Source organism: Streptomyces sp. NPDC047014 (assembly GCF_040644195.1).
Taxonomy (GTDB): domain Bacteria; phylum Actinomycetota; class Actinomycetes; order Streptomycetales; family Streptomycetaceae; genus Streptomyces.
Genome location: NZ_JBEYVX010000046.1, coordinates 39,476 through 45,475, shown reverse-complemented (window position 1 = coordinate 45,475; position 6,000 = coordinate 39,476). Strand labels below are relative to the sequence as shown.

4 protein-coding genes and 1 pseudogene are annotated in these 6,000 nt (G+C 74.5%); all 5 read right to left on the bottom strand.

Translation table 11 applies throughout. The features are described from left to right. Window positions 1-144: 144 nt before the first annotated feature. A pseudogene (locus tag ABZ873_RS22740) lies at window positions 145-1,626 on the bottom strand (right-handed parallel beta-helix repeat-containing protein); the annotation flags it as partial. A 146-nt stretch (window positions 1,627-1,772) separates the two neighbouring features. Continuing rightward, window positions 1,773-2,405, bottom strand: coding sequence for a hypothetical protein (locus tag ABZ873_RS22735; RefSeq protein WP_360875026.1), 633 nt, complete (start codon window positions 2,403-2,405; stop codon window positions 1,773-1,775). Window positions 2,406-2,736: 331 nt separating this feature from the next. Further along, window positions 2,737-3,564 (bottom strand): MOSC N-terminal beta barrel domain-containing protein, encoded by an 828-nt coding sequence (locus ABZ873_RS22730; protein ID WP_360875023.1) that lies wholly within the window; start codon window positions 3,562-3,564, stop codon window positions 2,737-2,739. 52 nt (window positions 3,565-3,616) lie between these two features. Then, window positions 3,617-4,129 carry a DUF6643 family protein gene (locus ABZ873_RS22725; RefSeq protein WP_360875020.1) on the bottom strand — a complete coding sequence of 171 codons (513 nt, stop codon included), beginning with the start codon at window positions 4,127-4,129 and terminating at the stop codon, window positions 3,617-3,619. A gap of 209 nt (window positions 4,130-4,338) precedes the next feature. After that, window positions 4,339-5,571, bottom strand: a complete 1,233-nt coding sequence (locus ABZ873_RS22720) for a glycosyltransferase (protein WP_360875017.1) — start codon at window positions 5,569-5,571, stop codon at window positions 4,339-4,341. Window positions 5,572-6,000: the final 429 nt, after the last annotated feature.

Here is a 6,000-nt window from a genome sequence, read left to right as displayed (position 1 = left end):
GGAAGGTCCGGGCGTAGCCGAGGCCGGGGGTTTTCAGGCGGTCGCGGCCGAGGATCAGCATGGTCAGCTCGGCGAGGTAGTCGCCGGAGCCGTACGGGCGGCCGCCTGCGCCGTGGCGAGCGGTCCGCCGGGAGCGGCCCGGTCCGCGGGGCGGGTGCCCGACTCGTCGCCCGTGCACTCCTGGGCGAGCGGCCCGTCCTCGGCGAACTCGTACCCGCCTCGGGCGCAGCGCTCGGTGTGGCAGCGCGTCAGGGTGGTGCGGCAGCCGTCGATGATGTGGAAGCCGAAACCGGAACTGCCCGAGACCCGGCAGGCGGTGAAGGTGCCCCGGCCGCCGGCCGAGACGTAGAAACCGGCCTCGGCGGGGGAGGTGACCGTGCAGCGCTCCAGGGCCGGATCGGCCCCCTTGGTGACGATCACACCGGTCTGCACGGCGTCGATGGTGCAGCCGGCGAGGGTGCCGCCGCTGCCGTGGTCGCGGAACCAGGCGCCCGTGGCCGCCTCGCGGATCCGGCAGTCGTCCAGCTCGGCTGTGGCCCCGTCGCTGACGGAGACGGCCGTGTTGCGCACCTGGGACAGATCGCTGTCGGTCACGTCCACGCGCGAGCCCCGGTCCAGGACGAACAGGGCGTCCGGCACGTCGTGCACCCGGCAGGCGTCCAGGGAGGCGCTGGCCCCGTCGCTGACCCACACCGCCGGGTAGTCGCCCGTACTGTCGTGGATCTCGCAGGACTCGGCGTCGACCCGGGTGCCCGGGTCCCACACCGACAGGCCGTTGCGCCCGAAGCGGCGCACGGTGGTGCGGCTGAGAGTGAGCACCGAGCGGGACCGCAGGTCGACCGCGTTCTCCGGGATGTCGTGGATGTCGCAGCCGGACAGGGTGAGCACGGCGTCGGTGTCGAGGGTGACCCCGTCGGTCGAGGTGCGGTGCACCGAGCAGTCGGTGAGCCGGGCCGCCGCGCGGGAGGCGATCTGCACCCCGGTGCCCTTCACCTCGTACACCTCGCAGCCCAGGGCCTCCAGGCCCGAGCCCTCGCCGGTGACGGCGATGCCCGCGCCCGTGGCGTGGTGGATCCGGCAGCGCTCCAGCCGGGGGCGGCCACCGCCGCGCACCGAGACGCCGGTCTGTCCGGAGGCCACCACCTCGCACTCCTCGAACACCCCGCCGCCACCGTCCAGTACGGCGATCCCGACGCCCGCCGGGTTCTCCACCGTGCAGCGCCGCACGACCGGCCGGGCGCCCGAGCCGCGCACCTCGATGCCGGCCGCCGAGCGGGTGCTCACGCGCAGGTCGGTCAGCTCGGGGGAGCCCTCCTCGACCAGCAGCGCGGGCGTGGCCCGGTCCTGGCTCTCCAGGTGCAGGTCCTGGATCACCGCCGAGGCGCGCACGGTCAGTGCCACCCCGTCGAGCGGCGCGATGCGCACCGATCCCCGCCCGCCCTCCGGGCCGCGCAGGGTGACGGCGTGCTGCACCACCAGGTTCTCCCGGTAGGTGCCCGGGGCGATGGACAGCACGTCCCCGTCACCCGCGGCGGCGAGCGCGGCGGTCAGCGTCGGATATTCACCGGAGCGGCGCCGCCACCGCGAAGGTCCGCCGTGCGTCACCTGGACCGTGCCCTGAACCATGGTGCTGTCGTGCCCCCACCCTCGTGCTCGCGCTGCCGGTGCGACCGCAGCCACTGATGTCTGAAGCCACTCGAGCCACTGACGCTACTGGAGCGACAGGTCCGGCCGCTCCACCGTAGCGCGCGCGGAGCCGGTGGGAGGCCAGGTCAGCTGCCCGCACCGGCACGGCCCCAGTCGGGACCGGCCGCCGCCCACGCCCGGTCCAGACGGATGTACCGCCGATGCATGAGCCGCCGTACGACCAGCCGCCGGACCGTCTCTGCCAGTACGGCCACGGATATCGCGGCGGCCAGGCCCGCCATGCCCGCATGGAAGGAGGCGGCGGACGGGTCCAGCGGCTGCCCCACCACCCGCCCCCGCTCGTCCGTCCACATCCGGAACCGGTCGCCCGGATGCGGCGGCTCCTCCGCGGCGGGCACCGTGCCCTGGTGACTGCTGCCGTCCGGCGCGGTCCACGCGGCCACGATCCGCGTACGCCGCGGCGAGGACCGCTGCGCCGAGGCGTCGGCAGCCGCCTCCGCCTGCTTCTCCACCTGCCCCTCCGCCGCCTCCGGAAGGGGCCGGACCACCACCGCCGGAACGAGATGCCGCTCCTGCCGCTGCTCCCGCGCGGCTCTCTGCAAGGTGCCGTCCACCGTCAGGCCCGCACCCCAGCCGATGGCCGGAGCCACCACCAGGACGCAGACCAGCGCGACGAACGCCAGCCATGCCTCGAAAAGATCCGTCGGCCGGCGCAGCGGATTGCGCCGCCAGCGCCACACACCCATTGCTGTCCGCACGGTCCGGCTCCCCCCACTTGCGCCAGTCTCCGTCTGCCTGCGCGTCCGTGGTCGATCCGCACACCCCGGGGACGCATTCCGGGGCGCACGGGACGAGGGGCCCCCGATGCCCGCCGGTCCTCGATGCGCTCGACGTACTCGACGTACTCGACGTGCTTGACGCGCTCGATGTGCCCGGTGGTGCGCCGGTGCCTCTCCTGTGCCCTTCTGCCCGATCCAACGGCCCGGTCACGCCGCTTGGTTCCAGCTCGGGGGCGGAGCCCCCCGAAGGTGTCAATCCGCTCGCCCGGTCGCCGCCCCCGCGGCGCCGGATGCCGCCCGTCAGTGCCCGTCAGTCGAGGACGCGTACCTCGTCACCGACCCGTACGGTGCCCAGCCGCAGCGGCACCAGCAGCCGGCCGAAGGCCAGTGACTTCCCGATCCGCCGGTGCCTGGCCAGGGTCTTGAGGGGTTCCTTGCCGCGCTCCGCCGTCGCCTGGTCGGTGGTGGTGACCACGCAGCGGCCGCACTCGCGTGCCCCGCGGAAGACGGCGTCGCCGATCGCGAGGCGCCGCCAGTCGTCCTCGGCCCAGGGCTCGGCCCCGGACACCACCACATTGGGGCGGAAGCGGTTCATGGGGAGGGGGCCCTCCTCGGGATGGTCCCCGCGCCCGATCAGCGCGTTGAGCGCGTCCAGCGACGCGAGGGTGGCGATCAGCAGCGGGTAGCCGTCGGCCAGGCTCACCGTCTCGCCGGGCAGGGCGTAGTCCGGGTCGACCGGACGGCGGACGGCCGGGTCGTCCATGTGCACCATGCGTACCGGTTCACCCAGGTACGCGCTGAACCAGTCGGCCGCGGACCGCGCCGCGACCACGGTCTCGACCTTCTTCCCGAACAGGGTCACCGGCTCCAGCGGCCCCGGCTCGGGCTCCTCCACGACCAGCTCCGGCATGCCGGGCGCCGTCAGGGCGATCCGGCCGCCCTCGCCCGCGGGACGGGCCGCCGCCAGCGCGAGGCGCGCGTGGCGGCGCTGGGTGAGCACCGTGCCCTCAGGATCGATCAGCGCCCAGCGCCGGTCCCCGGACAGCCCCCAGGGCTCCACGGCCACCGCGTCGGGAGCGAACCCCGCCACCGATTTGACGGGATGGACGTGGAGGGCCTGAACGTGCAACTTCGACATGGGGAAATTCTGCCAGGCGCCTCCGCGGCCCCGGCATGCGCGAGGGCCCCCGTCAGTAACCGCGTCCCTGGTAGGGGCGGCCGTACGGATCCTCGTACGAGGCGGCCTGCACCGGAGCCGCAACCGGAACCTGCATCGGGCGCGGCGCGGCCGGGCGCATGGCCTCGTAGCCCGTGCCCATGGCGGCCGGGCGGGGCTGCTGCGGCTGGGGCTGCTGCACGAAGCCGGCGCGTGCGCCGACCGGCTGCTGCTGCGGGATGTAGGGCGCGGGCGCGTTCTGCAGCGGCATGGGCTGCGGGGTGGCCTGCTGCTGGTACGGATACCCGTACGCGGGGGCCTGCTGCTGGGGCGCGGCCGGCGGGAGCGCGGGCAGCGCGGAGGCGAGGGCCGGCAGGTACCCGCCGCTCGAATAGCCCGCGCTCGGGGACTCGTAGGCGGCCGGGACGCGGATCGGTGCGATCTGCGGAGTACCCCGTTCGGCGACGAGGGAGTCGTAGATGGGGGTGTCCGGGAAGGAGGGCGCGGAGTAGTAACCGCCGCCATAAGTGGAGCGGGGGGAGGTCATGGGACCTAAGTTAAGCCCACGACTTCACCGGGTCCATAGCGAGGTGCCGTCAACACCGCCCTGACCTGCATATTCGCAGGTCAGAGCCACAGCTTTCACTTGACGTTCACGTGCACGATTTGGCCACTTCCGCACCGGCTTGCTCCAACTCGTACCAACCGGTTGTGCGTTGCACCGACTTCGTGCTGACAGAGCGTCACCATCCGCCGTCACCCTCCGGTGACCTCGGAGGACGCGGATCCGGGGGCCGGCGGCGGTCCGGGTTCGCCGGTCGCCGCCGCCTCGCTCGGGCGGGCGTAGGTGCGGCCCTTCCAGGCGGCGCCGCGGCCGCGGTAGTGCTGGACGGCCGAATCGACCGTCATCAGCAGGTAGAGCAGGGCGGTGAGCGGAAGCAGCGGCGCGAGGGCGGCGGACTGGCGGTAGTACCGGAGCATCGGCAGGTAGGTGCCGGCCATCAGCAGCCAGGCCAGGCCGCCGGGCCAGGCGAGGGCGGGGCGCCCGAGGGCGAGTCCGGCCAGGAGGGCGGCGGGCGGCACGAGGTAGACGAGCGTCAGCCCGGCGACGGTGCCGGCCAGGAGGGCGGGGCTGTGGCGCAGTTGCGCGTAGGCGCTGCGCGAGACCATCCGCCAGAGGCCCCCGAGCGCGGGGTACGGCCGCACGCTGTCCACCCGCTCGGCCAGCCCCAGCCAGATCCGGCCGCCGTGGCGCTTGACCGCGCGGGCGAGGGACACGTCGTCGATGACGGCCTGTCGGATCCGGTCGGGGATCCCGGCGCGTACGGCGGCCTCGGTGCGCAGCAGTACGCAGCCGCCGGCGGCCGCGGCGGTGCGGGAGGCGGCGCGGTTGACGCGGCGGAAGGGGTAGAGCTGGGCGAAGAAGTACACGAACGCCGGTACGAGCAGCCGCTCCCAGAGGTTGGCCACGCGCAGCCGGGCCATCTGCGAGACGAGGTCGAGCCGGGCGGAGGTGGCGGCGGCCACCAGCTCGCGCAGACTGTCCGGTTCGTGTGCGATGTCCGCGTCGGTGAGCAGCAGGAACTCGGGCTCGCGCGAGGCCCGGGCATGTGCGATGCCGTGGCGGAGCGCCCAGAGTTTGCCGGTCCAGCCGGGGGCGGGGTCGCCGGGGGAGAGCACGGTGAGGGGCAGCCCCGGCTGCTCGGCGGCCATCCGCAGCGCGAGCGCGCCGGTGCCGTCGGTGCTCCCGTCGTCGACGAGCACGATCTCGGCCTCGCCGGGGTAGTCCTGCGCGAGCAGTGAGCCCAGGCTGACGGGCAGCACATCGGCCTCGTCCCGCGCGGGCACGACGATCGCCACGGACGGCCACCGCGCGGGCGCGGCGCGCGGCGGAAGCCGCACATCGGTCCGCCAGAACATCCCCTGCCCGAGCAGCAGCCAGCCCCAGACGAGCAGGGACACGCAGGCGACGCCGATGAGAAAACCCATGCCCGGCAGTCTCCCGCGCCACACGCCGCCTGTCCCGCACCGAGGCCGCCGGTGCGGCGCGTGGCGCTGCGTCGGGGGTGCTGCCCTGGGGCTCGGGGCTTGCCGGCCGATGCCTCGCCGGGGCCTGGCGCCTTGGCGGAGGTGTCGCGCCTGAGCCCCGAGGGGCCGAGCCGCCTGTTCGGGGCCTTTTGCCGTACGGGGGAGTGGTCGCCCGGGGGCGCAGGCCGGGTCGGGGTGTCGCGCCTGAGGCCCGGGGGCCGAGTCGGCCTGTTCGGGCCTTGTTGCCGTGCTGCGGACCCTCGCCTGGGAGGGCGGGCCGGGGTCCGGGGGCGCCCGGCTGGGATCCGGAGTCGGTGGTTGGGTGGCGGCGGAAGCGGCTGTGGGCGTGGCCGGAGGGTGGTGGTCGGACGGCGGTGCTGGGGGCGGGTC